Annotated in this window: 11 protein-coding genes; 8 read left to right on the top strand and 3 right to left on the bottom strand. The window is 60.9% G+C overall.

What is annotated here, in order from left to right; genetic code table 11:
• Positions 1 to 47: 47 nt before the first annotated feature.
• The 3 genes from AC25BC_RS21515 (at position 48) to AC25BC_RS21505 (ending at position 3893) form a co-directional block, all read left to right on the top strand.
• Positions 48 to 707 (top strand): YggS family pyridoxal phosphate-dependent enzyme, encoded by a 660-nt coding sequence (locus AC25BC_RS21515; protein WP_012759529.1) that lies wholly within the window; start codon positions 48 to 50, stop codon positions 705 to 707.
• A gap of 82 nt (positions 708 to 789) precedes the next feature.
• Positions 790 to 2700 carry a propionyl-CoA synthetase gene (locus tag AC25BC_RS21510; protein WP_012759528.1) on the top strand — a complete coding sequence of 637 codons (1911 nt, stop codon included), beginning with the start codon at positions 790 to 792 and terminating at the stop codon, positions 2698 to 2700.
• A gap of 257 nt (positions 2701 to 2957) precedes the next feature.
• The gene (locus AC25BC_RS21505; RefSeq protein ID WP_012759527.1) at positions 2958 to 3893 is read left to right on the top strand and encodes a flagellin N-terminal helical domain-containing protein; all 936 of its coding nucleotides are present in this window, start codon (positions 2958 to 2960) and stop codon (positions 3891 to 3893) included.
• Between the two features lie 79 nt (positions 3894 to 3972).
• On the opposite strand, the gene AC25BC_RS21500 is transcribed toward AC25BC_RS21505, so the two are convergent.
• A complete protein-coding gene (locus AC25BC_RS21500) occupies positions 3973 to 4677 on the bottom strand; it encodes a DUF1013 domain-containing protein (protein ID WP_007632151.1) in 705 nt (234 codons plus the stop codon).
• Positions 4678 to 4908: 231 nt separating this feature from the next.
• On the opposite strand from AC25BC_RS21500, the gene acs reads away from it, so the two are divergent.
• Positions 4909 to 6864, top strand: a complete 1956-nt coding sequence (gene acs, locus AC25BC_RS21495; protein ID WP_012759526.1) for an acetate--CoA ligase — start codon at positions 4909 to 4911, stop codon at positions 6862 to 6864.
• 98 nt (positions 6865 to 6962) lie between these two features.
• Here the strand turns inward: acs and AC25BC_RS21490 are convergent, their stop codons facing one another.
• Entirely contained in the window at positions 6963 to 7187 is a 225-nt protein-coding gene (locus tag AC25BC_RS21490; RefSeq protein WP_012759525.1) for a DUF1674 domain-containing protein, read from the bottom strand.
• Positions 7188 to 7297: 110 nt separating this feature from the next.
• On the opposite strand from AC25BC_RS21490, the gene htpX reads away from it, so the two are divergent.
• From htpX to purH, 4 genes are all read left to right on the top strand, one after another.
• Positions 7298 to 8260: a zinc metalloprotease HtpX gene (htpX, locus tag AC25BC_RS21485; protein ID WP_012759524.1), complete on the top strand. Its 963-nt coding sequence runs from the start codon at positions 7298 to 7300 to the stop codon at positions 8258 to 8260.
• A complete protein-coding gene (locus tag AC25BC_RS21480) occupies positions 8251 to 9639 on the top strand; it encodes an RsmB/NOP family class I SAM-dependent RNA methyltransferase (protein ID WP_041935602.1) in 1389 nt (462 codons plus the stop codon). Before htpX ends, AC25BC_RS21480 begins: the two co-directional genes overlap by 10 nt.
• 217 nt (positions 9640 to 9856) lie before the next feature.
• Positions 9857 to 11530, top strand: a complete 1674-nt coding sequence (locus tag AC25BC_RS21475) for a heparinase II/III family protein (protein ID WP_041935601.1) — start codon at positions 9857 to 9859, stop codon at positions 11528 to 11530.
• A gap of 205 nt (positions 11531 to 11735) precedes the next feature.
• A complete protein-coding gene (gene purH / locus AC25BC_RS21470; protein ID WP_012759520.1) occupies positions 11736 to 13352 on the top strand; it encodes a bifunctional phosphoribosylaminoimidazolecarboxamide formyltransferase/IMP cyclohydrolase in 1617 nt (538 codons plus the stop codon).
• Positions 13353 to 13404: 52 nt separating this feature from the next.
• Here the strand turns inward: purH and AC25BC_RS21465 are convergent, their stop codons facing one another.
• Positions 13405 to 14793 (bottom strand): MFS transporter, encoded by a 1389-nt coding sequence (locus tag AC25BC_RS21465; protein ID WP_012759519.1) that lies wholly within the window; start codon positions 14791 to 14793, stop codon positions 13405 to 13407.
• Between the last annotated feature and the right edge of the window lie 18 nt (positions 14794 to 14811).

Below are 14811 nucleotides of genomic sequence, written 5' to 3'. Positions count from 1 at the left end.
CGTTAGGCATTGCCGATCCTTTCATGCGGATATGCCGAGGCAGATAGATGGAACTTCAAGAGCGCTTAGACGACGTGCGGTCGCGGATCGCCGCTGCGGAACGCGAAGCAGGTCGTCCGGCGGGTTCCGTTCAGCTCGTCGCGGTGTCGAAGACCTTCGAGGCGGACGCGATCCGCCCGGCCATCGAAGCCGGACAGCGTGTCTTCGGTGAGAACCGGGTGCAGGAAAGCCAGGGCAAGTGGCCGGCGCTGAAGGCCGAGCATCAGGATATCGCGCTGCATCTGATCGGACCGCTGCAATCAAACAAGGCGGCGGATGCGGTGGTGCTTTTCGACGTCATCGAGACGGTGGATCGGGAAAAGATCGCCCGCGCACTTGCCGAGGAGATGAGGCGGCAAGGCAAGGCGCTGCGGCTCTATGTCCAGGTCAATACCGGGCTCGAACCGCAGAAGGCCGGCATCGCTCCTGACGACACGCCAGCCTTCGTCGCTCTCTGCCGCGACGAACTCGGCCTTTCCATCGAAGGGTTGATGTGCATTCCGCCGGCCGAGGAAAATCCTGGGCCGCATTTCGCCCTGCTGGCAAAGCTTGCGCTCAAATGCGGCGTCGAAAAACTTTCCATGGGCATGTCGGGCGACTACGGGACGGCGATCGCCTTTGGCGCCACCAGCGTGCGTGTAGGGTCAGCGATTTTCGGCACGCGCTGAAACGCTGCTTTGGTCGGGCTTCCTGTTCCCCTTAATGCCGCCTAGATTGATATCGAGGTTTGCATGTCCTGGGGAGGAGCAGATGCGGAACGGCTATCATCAGGTCTATGCGGCCTGGAAACGCGATCCCGAAGCCTTCTGGCGCGAAGCGGCCAGTGACATCGACTGGTTCAAGCCGCCAGAGCGGATTTTTTCACCCAATGAGGGCGTCTATGGCCGTTGGTTCTCAGACGCGGAAACCAATACATGCCACAATTGCCTGGACCGGCATGTGGCTGCCGGCCGCGGCGGCGAGACGGCGGTCATCTTCGACAGCGCAATGAACGGCGAGAAGCGCCGTTTCACCTATGATGAGGTACTCCGGGAGGTGATGGCCATTGCAGCAGCGCTGGTCGAGCGCGGCATCGGCAAAGGCGATCGCGTGATCCTTTATATGCCGATGGTGCCGCAGGCGGTCTTTTCGATGCTCGCCTGCGCTCGCATCGGTGCGGTTCACTCCGTCGTTTTCGGCGGATTTGCCGCCAGCGAACTTGCAGCGCGCATCGACGATTGCGGTGCGAAGCTGGTGATCGCCGCGAGCTGCGGGCTCGAGCCTAGTCGCATCGTCGTCTACAAGCCCCTGGTCGACCAAGCGATTGCGATCGCGCGTTCGAAGCCGGAGCGCTGTCTGGTGTTGCAGCGGCCCGAGCTTCAGGCAGATCTCGTCAGCGGCCGCGATCAGGATTTCGAGATCGCGGTGGCGCAGCATCGTGGCGCTGAGATCGCCTGTGTCTCCGTCAAGGCGACCGATCCGCTCTATATCCTCTACACCTCGGGCACGACGGGCCAACCAAAGGGCGTCGTGCGCGACAATGGCGGCCATATGGTCGCGCTCAACTGGTCGATGCGGAATATCTACGGCTTGAGGCCCGGCGAGGTCTTCTGGACGGCTTCGGATATCGGCTGGGTCGTCGGACACTCCTATATCGTCTATGCCCCGCTGCTATCAGGCGTAACCACGCTGATCTTCGAGGGAAAACCGATCGGCACTCCGGATGCCGGCACATTCTGGCGCATCGTTTCAGAGTATCAGGTGCGGGCACTGTTCACGGCGCCGACAGCATTCCGCGCCATCCGGCGGGAGGACGGTGACGGTGAACTGATGCGCCAATATCCCATGCCGGATCTGCGGGCGCTGTTTCTGGCCGGCGAAAGAGCGGATCCGGAGACGTTGAAATGGGCCGAGCGCATGCTTGGCATACCCGTCATCGATCACTGGTGGCAGACGGAGACCGGCTGGCCGATCGCCGCAAATCCGCTCGGTCTCGGCGCCCTGCCCATCAAGCACGGTTCGCCGACACTGCCGATGCCCGGCTATGATATTGCGGTGCTTGACGATGCCGGTCATCCGATCGAGGCGGGAACGCTCGGCAATATCGTCGTCAAGCTGCCCTTGCCGCCCGGCTGCCTGCCGACCCTCTGGAATGCGGACGACCGTTTTCGCTCGGCCTATCTCGATGAGTTTCCCGGTTACTATAAGACGGCCGATGCCGGCTATGTCGACGAAGACGGCTATCTCTTCATCATGTCGCGCACCGACGACATCATCAATTGCGCCGGGCATCGGCTCTCGACCGGGGCGATGGAGGAGGTCTGTGCGCGTCATCCCGATGTCGCCGAATGTGCTGTTATCGGCGTGATCGATGTGCTGAAGGGTCAGGCTCCCTGCGGTTTCCTGGTGCTGAAACGACATGTTTCCCGTGACGCGACGGTGATCGAATCAGAGGTCGTGGCGATGATTCGTGATTCGATTGGACCTGTCGCCGCCTTCAAGACCGCCATCACCGTTAACCGGTTGCCGAAGACACGCTCCGGCAAAATCCTGCGCGGTACGATGCAGAAAATCGCCGACGGCATACCCTGGAAAATGCCTGCAACCATTGATGATCCAACGATTTTAGAGGAAATTGCCGAGGTGCTGCGTGGGCGCGGTTTAGGCTCCTTGCCGATGTGAATTAAACTTTCGGTAAGCCTAATTGAGGAATTGTTAACCATGTTGATGCAAGCATTTGTTAACGGCAATGGCTTGCATAGCAGGCTTTGCATGACGCGGTCGCCGTTACCGGCCTACTGCATAATTCCTTAAATCGGAATCGATTTAAGGGGCAAAATTATGCAGCAGTAGAAGTGCTACAGCGTCCTTTGCGCGTCTGAAAGACGCGCGGCGCTGTAGTCCGGATTGCCCCTTTCTCAACGATTGTGGAACGGATCATGACAAGCATCCTTACCAACAACGCTGCGATGGCAGCGCTGCAGACTTTGCGCGGCGTAAACGATAGCCTCAAGGACACCCAGGGTCGCGTTTCATCGGGTTATCGTGTCGAAAAGGCGGCTGACAATGCCGCTTACTGGTCGATTGCTACGACCATGCGTTCTGACAACAAGGCGCTTTCGGCCGTCTCCGACGCGCTCGGTCTCGGCGCGGCCAAGGTCGACACGGCCTATTCGGCTATGGACAGCGCGCTCGATGTCGTCAGCGACATCAAGGCCAAGATTGTCGCCGCCACCGAAAAGGGCGTCGACAAGACGAAGATCCAGCAAGAACTCGACCAGCTGCAGGAGCAGCTGCTCAGCATCGCTCAATCGGCGTCCTTCTCCGGCGAAAACTGGGTTGCCGGCGCCTCCGGCACGAAGAGCGTCGTCTCGTCTTTCGTCCGCGACGGCAGCAATGCCGTCTCCGTCAAGATGACGGATTATGTGCTCGATTCGGGCTCGCTTGGAAACGTGCTTTTCGGCATGACGAGCACCGGTGCGATCGAGACATCAAGCGGTATCATCGGCACGGCCTTCAACGGAACCTATGGCAGCACCGTCATCGTCATGGCGTCAATATATGATCTCGACATCACCGGTTTCACCCAGGGTCAGCTTGACGCAGCCCTGACAGGCGTCGAACTGGTTCTCGGCGCTATGACCGCCGCCGGCTCGGCATTGGGCTCGATCTCGACCCGTATCCAGTTGCAGGAAACTTTCGTCAGCGGTCTTCACGATTCGATCGACTCCGGCGTCGGACGCCTGGTCGATGCCGATATGGAAGAGGAATCGAGCAGGCTCTCTGCGTTGCAGACGCAGCAGCAGCTCGCCATCCAGTCGCTCTCGATCGCCAATAGCTCGGCGCAGAACATCCTCACCCTGTTCCGCAGCTAATCGGAAACAGGCCATCTGCAACAAAAAACCCCGCCGGTCAGCTCATACCGGCGGGGTTTTTCATGAGATCGCTGATATCTCAGTACTGATCGTCGTCCTCGTCCTTCGGGGCCGAGCGCAGCGAGCTCAACTTGCGGAAGACGGCATCGGCGTCGATTTCCTTTTCCTTTTCCTCCTCGCGCTCGTAGCTCGGGGTCAGGCGTTCGGTTTCCTGTGCCGATTGCAGCGTCGCGCCAAGCTCGGCAGCGGTCGGCAGCGGACGGCCCTTGGAGGCCTTTTCCACTTCCATGTCGAGATCGATCTGGCTGCAGAGGCCGAGCGTGACCGGATCCATCGGCGCCAGGTTGGCGGAGTTCCAGTGGGTGCGCTCGCGGATTTGCTCGATGGTCGACTTCGTTGTGCCGACGAGGCGGGAAATCTGCGCGTCCTTCAGTTCCGGATGGTTGCGAACGAGCCAGAGAATGGCGTTCGGGCGGTCCTGACGCTTGGAAACCGGCGTATAACGCGGACCGCGGCGCTTGGATTCCGGCACCCGCACCTTCGGTTCGGAAAGCTTCAGCTTGTGGTTCGGATTGGCCTCGGCGCGGGCAATCTCGTCGCGGGAAAGCTGTCCTGTCGAGATCGGGTCGAGGCCCTTGATGCCCTGCGCCGCTTCGCCGTCGGCGATCGCCTTGACTTCGAGCGGATGTAGTTTGCAGAACTGGGCGATCTGATCGAAAGACAGTGCCGTATTGTCGACGAGCCAGATGGCTGTCGCCTTCGGCATGAGCAGTGTTTGAGCCATGGATATAGTCCTTCTATCGTCCGCGCCGGTCGCGGTCCGTGGATTGTCACCACAATGTCCGGGAAATATGGCGCTATATAACCGCACTGTCGCAGAATTGCAATTCTTCCGAAATGAAATGACCTTTGTCTAATTGCCGTGGCGATGCGAACTGCTATGAATTGCCGTGATTTCAAGTCCGGGCCTTCCTAGCTCACGCGGCCCGTCGCATGTCCCATGAGGAGGAGTTGCATGTCGGAGAAGATCTATCCGGTCACGAAGCCGGTGAAGGCGCGCGCCCTGATCGATAAGGAAAAGTACCTGAAATGGTACGAGGAAAGCGTCGAGAACCCGGACAAGTTCTGGGGCAAGCACGGCAAGCGGATCGACTGGTTCAAGCCCTATACCAAGGTCAAGAACACATCCTTTACCGGCAAGGTTTCGATCAAGTGGTTCGAGGACGGTCAGACAAACGTCTCCTACAACTGCATCGACCGTCATCTGAAAACGAATGGCGACCAAGTGGCGATCATTTGGGAAGGCGACAACCCCTATATCGACAAGAAGGTCACCTATAACGAACTCTACGAGCACGTCTGCCGGATGGCGAATGTGTTGAAGAAGCACGGCGTCAAGAAGGGCGATCGCGTCACCATCTATATGCCGATGATCCCGGAAGCGGCTTATGCGATGCTCGCCTGCGCCCGCATCGGCGCGGTGCATTCGGTCGTCTTCGGCGGTTTCTCGCCCGAGGCGCTGGCCGGGCGCATCGTCGACTGCGAATCCACCTTCGTCATCACCTGCGACGAAGGCCTGCGCGGTGGCAAGCCGGTGCCGTTGAAGAACAATACCGATACCGCAATTGACATTGCGGCACGCCAGCACGTGATCGTGGAGAAGGTTCTGGTCGTTCGCCGCACCGGTGGCAAGACCGGCTGGGCGCCGGGTCGCGATCTCTGGCATCACCAGGAGATCGCCACCGTGAAGGCGGAATGCCCGCCGGTGAAGATGAAGGCGGAAGATCCGCTCTTCATTCTTTATACGTCCGGCTCGACCGGCAAGCCAAAGGGCGTGCTGCACACGACGGGGGGTTATCTCGTCTATGCAGCGATGACGCATGAGTATGTCTTCGATTATCACCACGGCGACGTTTACTGGTGTACAGCCGATGTCGGCTGGGTGACCGGCCATTCCTATATCCTCTATGGGCCGCTTGCGAACTGCGCAACGACGCTGATGTTCGAGGGCGTGCCGAACTTCCCGGATCAGGGTCGTTTCTGGGAAGTCATCGACAAGCACAAGGTCAACATCTTCTATACGGCGCCGACGGCGATCCGCTCGTTGATGGGTGCCGGCGACGACTTCGTCACGCGCTCCTCGCGTTCTTCGCTGCGCCTGCTCGGCACGGTCGGCGAGCCGATCAATCCCGAGGCCTGGGAGTGGTATTACAATGTCGTCGGCGACAAGCGATGCCCTGTCATCGATACGTGGTGGCAGACGGAAACCGGCGGTCACATGATCACGCCGCTGCCCGGCGCCACCGACCTGAAGCCCGGCTCGGCGACGACGCCGTTCTTCGGCGTCAAGCCGCAGCTGGTCGACAATGAGGGCAAGGTGCTGGAAGGTCCGGCCGACGGTAATCTTTGCATCACCGACAGCTGGCCGGGCCAGATGCGCACGGTCTATGGCGATCACGAGCGCTTCATCCAGACCTATTTTTCTACCTACAAGGGCAAGTATTTCACCGGCGATGGCTGCCGGCGCGATGCGGACGGTTATTACTGGATCACCGGCCGGGTCGACGACGTGCTGAACGTCTCCGGCCACCGGCTCGGTACAGCGGAGGTGGAATCCGCTCTCGTCTCGCATAATCTGGTTTCGGAAGCCGCGGTCGTCGGTTATCCGCATCCGATCAAGGGCCAGGGCATCTATTGCTACGTGACGCTGATGGCCGGTCATGAGGGATCGGATACGCTTCGCCAGGAACTGGTAAAACATGTGCGGGGTGAAATCGGCCCGATTGCTGCGCCTGACAAGATCCAGTTTGCGCCCGGCCTGCCGAAGACACGCTCCGGCAAGATCATGCGCCGCATCCTGCGCAAGATTGCCGAAGACGATTTCGGCGCTCTCGGCGACACTTCGACGCTTGCCGATCCGGCCGTGGTCGACGATCTGATCGCCAACCGGCAAAACAAGGCAACCACCTGACATATCGAGCCGCTCCCGTCCGTTCGGTTCCGGAGCGGCTCTTTCGTTAGCCGGATTCTTGGCTATTCCGACCGTAAGACGCCAATGGCAATATTGACTTAGAAATCAATCGCTCGGCCATTGATTTCGTAATCGCCGAAGCGCGCCGGCTCGGCTCCGCCGCGGCCGCCGATCTCCGGCGGCAGCTCCAGCGGCTTCTGCTTCTGTCGCCGCTCCTCGGCTTCGGCAAGGGCGCGTCTGGCAGCCGGGGACAGCATCTTGCGCGGCGGCTCCGTTCCCTCGGCCATCGGCGTTTCGCTATTGTCGTTATCGGCGTCCTGCATGGCCGTCTCCTGCCGGAAATATTGAAAATGGCTGGTTAATAACCAAATCATAATGCGCCGGTGTCGGGATTGAAAGCTTGTGACGCCGAAATCGGAGATGGAGATCCGCCATGAACCTCGTTCGCACTGCCATGTTGCTTGCCTTCATGACGGCGCTTTTCATGTTTGTCGGCTTCCTGATCGGCGGTCGGGCCGGCATGATGATCGCGTTCGTCATTGCCGCCGGCATGAATTTCTTCTCCTACTGGAATTCCGACCGCATGGTGCTTTCGGCCTATCGCGCGCAGGAGGTCGACGAGCGCAACGCGCCGGAATTCTTCCGGATCGTGCGCGATCTCGCCCGCAATGCCGGCCTGCCGATGCCGAAGGTCTATCTCTACGACAGCCCTCAGCCGAATGCCTTCGCCACCGGCCGCAATCCCGACAATGCCGCCGTCGCTGCCTCGACCGGCCTGCTCAGCGCCTTGTCTGCCGAGGAGGTCGCAGGCGTGATGGCGCATGAACTGGCCCACATTCAGAACCGCGACACGCTGACGATGACGATTACGGCAACGCTTGCCGGTGCGATCTCCATGCTCGGCAACTTCGCCTTCTTCTTCGGCGGCAACCGTGAGAACAACAGCAATCCCCTTGGCTTCGTCGGCGTCATCGTCGCGATGATCGTGGCGCCGCTTGCCGCCATGCTGGTGCAGATGGCGATCAGCCGCACGCGCGAATATTCGGCCGACCGCCGCGGCGCCGAGATCTGCGGCAATCCGCTCTGGCTCGCTTCGGCGCTCGGCAAGATCGCGCGCGGCGCTGCCCACGTGCCGAACGAAGACGCCGAGCGCAATCCGGCAACGGCGCATATGTTCATCATCAATCCGCTCTCCGGCGAGCGCATGGACAATCTGTTTTCCACACATCCGAACACGGAAAACCGCATCGCTGCGCTGCACGACATGGCGCAAAGCGGCATGAATGTCTCGACGTCGCCGGCTCGTGCTGCTAATCCGTCGCGCAAATCGCGCTCTGTTCCGGATACGGGTCTTGGTCGCGGTGGTTCGCAACCGCCAAAAGGTCCGTGGTCTTGAATTCAAACGGCACGAAGAAGCCATTCCGCAAGCATAAGCCCTCTACTGAGCGACCTGCGCCTGATAAGCCTGGCCTGCAGGCCCGGGCCGCGGCGGCAAAAATTCTTGCTGCCGTCGTCGACCGCAAGCTGCCGCTCGATGGCGCTCTCGATCATGAACACGGCAATCCGGCCTATAGGGCGCTCGGCGAAAGCGACAGGGCGCTCGTTCGCGCCATCCTGAACACGACGCTGCGCCACCTGCCGCGCATCGATGCCGCGATTGCAGGGCTGCTGGATTCGCCGCTGCCGGAGGGCGCAAGGGCGCTGCATCACGTGCTCGCAATCGGGGCGGCGCAGATCCTCTATCTCGACGTGCCGGATCATTCGGCTGTCGATCTTGCCGTCGAGCAGGCCAATCTGGATCCACGCAACCGCCGTTTCGCCAAGCTGGTCAATGCCATACTCCGCCGGCTCGGCCGCGAGAAGGAGCAGGTGCTTGATCAAATCGGCAAGGTCGCGCCGATGCCGGCCTGGTTCATCGCCAGGCTGGAAAAGGCCTATGGCCGGGACGCGGCGCTGGCGATTTCGGAATCCCAGCTCGAACCGGCGGCAATCGATCTGACCGTCAAGTCCGACCCTGAAGATTGGGCGAAGCGGCTGAATGGTGTCGTCCTGCCCACGGGCAGTGTGCGGCTCGCCGCCTTCGACGGCAGCATTCCTTCGGTCGAAGGCTTCGATGAGGGCGCGTGGTGGGTGCAGGATGCAGCGGCAAGCATCCCGGCGAAGCTTTTTGGCGATCTCTTGGGCAAACGTACCGCCGATCTCTGTGCTGCGCCCGGCGGCAAGACGGCGCAGCTCATCCTTGCCGGCGGCGCAGTCACCGCACTCGACCAGTCGGAAAGCCGGCTGAGACGGCTGCGCTCGAATCTCGACCGGCTCGGCCTCAAGGCGGAGACGATTGCGGCAGATCTGACGACATTCGAGCCGGCGGAACGTTTCGATGCGATCCTGCTCGATGCTCCCTGCTCTTCCACCGGCACGACACGCCGGCACCCTGACGTGTTGTGGACCAAGGGACCTGAGGATATCGCCAGGCTGGCGGCGCTGCAGGAACGGCTGCTGCGTCATGCGCTGACATTGCTGAAGCCGGGTGGTACACTGGTTTTTTCGAATTGTTCGCTCGATCCTGTCGAGGGTGAGGACGTCGTCGCCCGCGTTCTTTCCGATACGGATGCGGTCGAGCGCGTTCCGATCGGCGCCAGTGACTGGCCCGGCCTTGAGGCGGCGATCACGCCGCTCGGCGAATTCCGCACGCTTCCCACTATGCTGAAAATGCCCGAAGGCATTGCCTCCGGCCTCGACGGCTTCTATGCGGCTGTGCTGCGGCGCGTGGCCTGATTGCAAGGTTTTAGCGCTCGCGGCGATCTGGCCTATACGAGGTGCTGCATAGCCTCGTATCACGCATGCCGTTCTCTCCAAAACCGCTTGCATGACTTCAGGTAAAACACGCTAATTTGCGTATATTCGAACCTTGTCACGAATTAATTCATTGCGGGCGATGAAATCGGCCGCTTTTCACCTATTCTTAACCACGAGGGTCAATAGACAATAGAATATGCAGTCCGGTCGGCGTTTTGCGAGCATGTATGTTCGGGAGGCTTGGCGGCGCGCCTTGCGCCGCGTCGCGTTGCTGCGCCTGAAGCTCTTTCGCCATTCGATCAAGGTGCCCGAGCGTCTGATCGTGGCGCCGACCGATCTCCGTAGCATCGATCCGCATGTGGCCGACGAAATCCTCAACGGACGGTTTCTCCTGGCCGGGCGCATGCTGGAAACGAACGGAAAGTCGCCCTTCACCTTCACCCTGCCCTCACGACCCTTTGCGACCCGTCTTCACAGCTTCGGCTGGCTGCGTCACATGCGGGCGAACAAGACGGAGCGCAACTCGGCTGCCGCCCGCGCGATCGTCGACAGCTGGCTTTCCATCCATGCCGGTCGCATGGAGGGGATTGCCTGGGAGACCGACGTCACCGCGCAACGCGTTATCGCCTGGCTGTCGCATTCGCCGGTGGTGCTGCAGAATGCCGACCGCGGCTTCTATCGTCGCTTCATGAAGTCGCTGGCGTTCCAGGTGAGGTTCCTGCGCCGCATGGCGCCGTTTACCCTCGGCGGCTTGGAGCTGTTTCGGTTGCGTATCGCGCTCGCCATGGCTTCCGTCGCCATGCCGACCCGCGCCTCTACGCTCAGAAGGGCGGCGCAGGCGCTCGACCGCGAATTCGATAGCCAGATTCTGCCGGATGGCGGCCATGTGTCGCGCAATCCGCGCGTCGGGCTGGAATTGCTGCTCGATCTGCTGCCGCTCCGGCAGACCTATGTCAATCTCGGCCATGACCTGCCGCAGAAGCTGATCTCCGGCATAGACCGCATCTATCCGGCATTGCGGTTCTTTCGCCATCAGGACGGGGACCTGGCGCTCTTCAACGGGGCGACCTCGACGCTCGCAAACGAGCTGATGTCGGTGCTGCGGTATGACGAGACCGCCGGCCAGCCGTTCAAGGCTTTGCCGCATTCGCGCTATCAGCGGCTTTCCGGGGGAAAGACGGTGATCATTGCCGATACCGGCACGCCGCCTTCTGGAGGCGCGCTTCGGACCGTCCATGCCGGCAGCCTCTCCTTCGAGATGTCGTCCGGACGCCATCGATTCATCGTCAATTCCGGTTCGCCGAAATTTGCCGGGCACCGTTATGTCCAGATGGCGCGCACGACGGCGGCGCATTCGACCGTCATCCTCAACGACACCTCGTCCAGCCGTTTTTCGCCCTCGCCCTTCCTTAACCACGCAATCACCGAACCGGTGAGGACAATCACCGTCGAGCGTGCCGAAACCGAGGACGGACGCGACGGCATCAAGCTCAGCCATGACGGTTATCTCAGGGTGTTCGGGGTGCTGCACGAGCGTGAGCTGACACTCAATGCTGCAGGCTCGATCGTGACCGGCCGCGACCGGCTCGTCGTCCGCGAAGGATATGAGCATGACGAACCGTTGAAGGCGGTCGCCCGCTTTCATATCCATCCTTCGATCGTCCTGCATCAGAGTGATGGCGAGTCCGTGCTGCTGACGGCGCCGGACGGCGAAAGCTGGCTGTTTTCCGCACCTGGCAATGAAGTGCTGATCACCGAGGACATCTTCTTTGCCGACAGCTCCGGCATTTGCGGCTCGGACCAGATCGAGATCGATTTCGATCTTGCCGAGAAGATGGAAATCCGCTGGTTTTTGTCCCGCAAAAGCTAGGGGTGGATGATCTTGGGCCGAATGGCCAAAGATTGGGATCGCATCCACATCAAGGAAGTAAAGTACGATGCCGTCCAAAAATGGCTCGTGCTTTCGACATCTGCTCTGAGGCCTGTTTGCGCGGCGGCAAACCTGTGCTAACGCGACGCCAGCATGCGAACATCCCTTGCGGATGTCCTCCCGAAGCCCGAACGGAGAAGGTTTCATGGCCGTCATTTCCAAGAAGATCCCCGCCCCCGACAAGGTCGAAATCAAGACCGCGCTCATCTCCGTCTTCGACAAGACCGGGATCGTCGACCTCGCCCACGCCTTGTCTGCCAGAGGTGTGCGCCTGCTTTCGACCGGCGGCACCTATAAAGCGATCACTGCTGCCGGTCTTGCCGTCACCGATGTTTCCGAAGTCACCGGTTTTCCGGAGATCATGGATGGGCGTGTGAAGACGCTGCATCCGACGGTGCATGGCGGCCTGCTGGCGATCCGTGACGACAGCGAACACCAGGAAGCGATGAAAACGCATGGCATCGAGGGCATCGACCTCGCAGTCATCAACCTCTATCCCTTCGAGCAGGTGCGCGCAGCCGGCGGCGATTATCCGACGACGGTCGAGAATATCGACATTGGCGGCCCGGCGATGATCCGCGCATCGGCCAAGAACCATGCCTATGTGACAACCTTGACCGATCCGGCCGATTATGCCGAGCTGCTGGAGCAGCTTTCCGCAGATGACGGCAAGACCGCCTATGCCTTCCGCCAGCGTATGGCTGCCAAAGCCTATGCCCGCACCGCCGCCTATGATGCAATGATCTCCAATTGGTTTGCTGAGGCGCTGTCGATCGACACGCCGCGCCACCGGGTCATCGGCGGCGCGCTGAAGGAAGAGATGCGCTACGGCGAAAACCCGCACCAGAAGGCCGCCTTCTACGTAACCGGCGAGAAGCGTCCGGGTGTTTCGACGGCCGCTCTTCTCCAGGGCAAGCAGCTCTCCTACAACAATATCAACGATACGGATGCGGCCTACGAGCTGGTCGCCGAGTTCCTGCCTGAGAGGGCGCCGGCCTGCGCGATCATCAAGCATGCCAATCCCTGCGGCGTCGCCACCGGATCGAGCCTGGTCGAGGCCTATCGGCGGGCGCTCGCCTGCGATTCCGTTTCCGCCTTCGGCGGCATCATCGCGCTGAACCAAACGCTGGATGCCGAAACGGCCGAAGAGATCGTCAAGCTGTTCACCGAAGTGATCATCGCGCCGGATGTCACGGAGGAGGCGAAGGCGATCGTCGCCCGCAAACCGAACCTGCGACTATTGTCTGCCGGTGGCCTGCCCGATCCGCGTGCCGCGGGCCTGACGGCAAAGACCGTTTCCGGGGGCCTGCTCGTCCAGAGCCGCGACAACGGCATGGTCGAGGATCTGGAACTCAAGGTCGTCACCAGGCGTGCGCCGACGGCGCAGGAACTTGATGACATGAAGTTCGCCTTCAAGGTCGGCAAACATGTGAAGTCGAACGCCGTGGTCTATGCCAAGGACGGCCAGACCGCTGGCATCGGCGCCGGCCAGATGAGCCGGGTCGATTCCGCCCGCATTGCCGCGCTGAAGGCCGAAGAGGCTGCCAAGGCGCTCGGCCTCGCAGTGCCGATGACGCATGGCTCGGCGGTCGCCTCCGAAGCCTTCCTGCCTTTTGCCGACGGTCTTCTGTCGATGATCGCCGCGGGGGCGACGGCGGTTATCCAGCCGGGCGGTTCGATGCGCGACCAGGAGGTCATCGATGCCGCTAACGAACACGGCGTCGCAATGGTCTTTACCGGCATGCGCCATTTCCGGCACTGAATGAGGATTGGGCGCGGTCACACGCTCATCTCCGGTTTGATCGGGCTCGTTCCTATGCCCGGGCGGCCGGATAGGGTGTACGGAACAAGAGCACCAGTCCGCCGGCAAGAAAGAGGATCAGTGTTGCCATCCCGAGCCGCGGTGATCCGCTCATATAAGTCACCAGAGAGAAGAGCAGCGTCGCCATGAAACTGGTGGCGCGGCCCGAAAGCGCGTAGATGCCGAAGTAGCGGCCGGCTTCCTCCGGGCTGACGCTGCGGGCGAGATAGGAGCGCGACGAGGCCTGCACCGGCCCGAAGGCGAGCCCGATCAGCAAACCATAGAGGATATAGGCCTTTTCCGCGGCAGTACCGAAAAGGCCGCCGGAATCGGCCGTCGGCAGTGGCATCAGTCCGAATAGGGTGTAACCCGGTCCTGTCGAGATGATGCCGATGGTGGCGAGAAGCAGCATGGTGAGGCTGATGACGACGGTCACCTTCGAACCGACGCTCTTGTCGACGCGGCCGGCGATCAGGCAGCCGAAGATCGCGACAACATTCAGGATGATGCCGTAGATACCGATCTCGATCGTCGCCCAGCCGAACATGCCGGCCGCGAAGATACCGCCAAGGATCAGCAGGCCGTTGACGCCGTCCTGATAAATCATGCGGGCGATGAGGAATGTCAGGATGCCGCGGCGTTCTCTGAGTTCGCCAAGCGTGTTTCTGAGTTCCCGCAAGCCGGAGCGGACGGCGGTGCCGAAGGGAAGACCCCTGCCGACATCCGGCGTAAAGAAGAACATCGGCAGGATGAAGATCAGATACCAGACGGCCGAGATCGGCCCGGTGATGCGTGCATCCTGACCGGTCTGAGGATCGAGGCCGAATAGCGGATCGAGACCGAGGATGGTCTTGCCGGTCTCGGGGCTCGCCGCCAAAAGCGTCACGACGGCAATGAGCACAATGATGCCGCCGAGGTAACCGAGCCCCCAGGCGGTGTTGGAAAGCTTGCCGACTTCGTGCTTGCTGACCAGGCGCGGCATCATCGAATCATTGAAGACGATCGAAAACTCGGCCGAGATCGAGGCGAGGATCATGAAAATGACGGGATAGACAATAGGCGAACCGGGTGCGGCAAACCACAGGCAGGAGAGGCTGGCGATCTTGATGATCGCGAAGAAGCCGATCCAAGGTTTGCGTGCGCCGGACTGGTCGGCGATCGAACCGAGAACGGGTGAGAGCAGGGCGATGATCACAGAGGAGATCGTCGCCATGTTGCTCCACGTCGTCTGCGCGGAAACCGGGTCATCGGTCAGGCGGGAAACGAAATAGGGGCCGAAGATAAAGGTTGTGACCACGGTAAAGAAGGGCTGTGCTGCCCAGTCGAAGAACATCCACCCCCAGATGCCCTTCTCCGTGGCCTTCGGCGGTTGCGTTCCTGTCCAGTCAATGCGATTCAACATCCGCTCCTTGTTTTGACG

The organism is Rhizobium sp. WSM409 (assembly GCF_057653825.1).
The sequence above is the reverse complement of the archived record's forward strand: the minus strand, read 5'-3'. Positions and strand labels throughout refer to the sequence as shown.

Excerpts from the sequence above, each read along its gene's own strand:
- AC25BC_RS21515 (WP_012759529.1), top strand. The coding sequence starts at position 48 with ATGGAACTTCAAGAGCGCTTAGACGACGTGCGGTCGCGGATCGCCGCT.
- AC25BC_RS21510 (WP_012759528.1), top strand. The coding sequence starts at position 790 with ATGCGGAACGGCTATCATCAGGTCTATGCGGCCTGGAAACGCGATCCC.
- AC25BC_RS21500 (WP_007632151.1), bottom strand. The coding sequence starts at position 4,677 with ATGGCTCAAACACTGCTCATGCCGAAGGCGACAGCCATCTGGCTCGTC.
- acs (WP_012759526.1), top strand. The coding sequence starts at position 4,909 with ATGTCGGAGAAGATCTATCCGGTCACGAAGCCGGTGAAGGCGCGCGCC.
- AC25BC_RS21465 (WP_012759519.1), bottom strand. The coding sequence starts at position 14,793 with ATGTTGAATCGCATTGACTGGACAGGAACGCAACCGCCGAAGGCCACG.
- purH (WP_012759520.1), top strand. The coding sequence starts at position 11,736 with ATGGCCGTCATTTCCAAGAAGATCCCCGCCCCCGACAAGGTCGAAATC.
- AC25BC_RS21490 (WP_012759525.1), bottom strand. The coding sequence starts at position 7,187 with ATGCAGGACGCCGATAACGACAATAGCGAAACGCCGATGGCCGAGGGA.
- AC25BC_RS21505 (WP_012759527.1), top strand. The coding sequence starts at position 2,958 with ATGACAAGCATCCTTACCAACAACGCTGCGATGGCAGCGCTGCAGACT.
- AC25BC_RS21475 (WP_041935601.1), top strand. The coding sequence starts at position 9,857 with ATGCAGTCCGGTCGGCGTTTTGCGAGCATGTATGTTCGGGAGGCTTGG.
- htpX (WP_012759524.1), top strand. The coding sequence starts at position 7,298 with ATGAACCTCGTTCGCACTGCCATGTTGCTTGCCTTCATGACGGCGCTT.